Raw genomic sequence first — 1,272 nt, forward strand, 5'->3', positions numbered from 1 at the left:
TGACGAAGACGCAGAAGATCCTGCCCCCACCACCGAAACCGTTACCTACACGCGCAAAAAGCCTGCCGGCCGCAAACCACTGCCGGAGGATCTCCCCCGCGTACGCATCGAGCACGACCTTCCTGAAGAGGAAAAGCTTTGCATCTGTGGCTGTCAGATGCAACTGATTGGCGAAGCCCTTAGCGAACAATTGGATATCATCCCAGCCAAAATTCAGATACTGCAGCAAACGCGCAAGAAGTACGCCTGCAAGGCCTGTGAGTCGGGCGTAAAAACCGCAGCGCTACCGCTACAACCCATTCCCAAGAGTAACGCCAGCCCCGGTCTGTTGGCTCACATCGCCGTTGCCAAGTACCAGGATGCATTACCGCTCGCCCGACAAACAAAGATCTTCCGCCGCATTGGCGTGGATCTACCACGTAACACCCTGGCAAACTGGATTATCCGTAGTAGCGAGTTGGTACAACCACTACTGAACCTGTTTGAGGATAAATTACAGGAAGGCCTCATCATCCAGTGCGATGAAACTCCTCTCCAAGTACTGAAAGAATTGGACAAAGCACCGCAAAGCCAATCCTACATGTGGGTGCGCCTGGGCGGCGCACCCGGCCAAAAAGTTGTTCTCTACGACTACCATCCAAGTCGCAGCGGAGCCGTGGCCAACACACTGCTGTCTGGCTTCAATGGCTACCTGCAAACCGACGATTACGTTGGCTATCATGCCGTGGGCACAGAACAGGGTATTATCCACCTCGGCTGCTGGGCACATGCACGGCGCAAATTTGTCGAAGCACAAAAGGTTGCCGGTGGCAAAACCAGCAAGCCAAAAGGTAAAAAGCAGCTGAGCAAAGCCGACATCGCCCTCAACTACATTGGCCACCTATACGGCATAGAACGCAAAGGGCAGCGCCTCACCGCGGATGAAAGATACCGGCTTCGTCAGAAAGAAAGCCTGCCGGTGCTGGCCAAAATACATAACTGGCTTGAAAAAACACTACCAAAATCACTGCCAAAAACCACCCTTGGAAAAGCACTCGGATATCTGCACAAGAACTGGAAAAAGCTCCTGGTTTACACCGAAGATGGAAGGCTCAATATCGACAACAATGCTGCAGAAAATGCCATCCGTCCGTTTGTGATCGGTCGCAAGAACTGGCTGTTCAGTGATACCCCCAGAGGAGCCAAGGCCAGCGCTGCACTATATGGGCTAATCGAAACAGCTAAAGCCAATGGGCTTGAGCCCTACGATTACCTGCGCCGAGTTTACACCGA

The 1,272-nt window shown here is 53.1% G+C and carries 1 protein-coding gene; it reads left to right on the forward strand.

What is annotated here, in order from left to right:
- Positions 1-1,272: IS66 family transposase (locus Q5Y71_RS16805; RefSeq protein ID WP_306043228.1), on the forward strand; the 1,272-nt coding region annotated here is incomplete at both ends.

Origin of the sequence: Microbulbifer sp. 2205BS26-8, assembly GCF_030731025.1 — a bacterium.
Classification (GTDB): Bacteria; Pseudomonadota; Gammaproteobacteria; order Pseudomonadales; family Cellvibrionaceae; genus Microbulbifer; species Microbulbifer spongiae.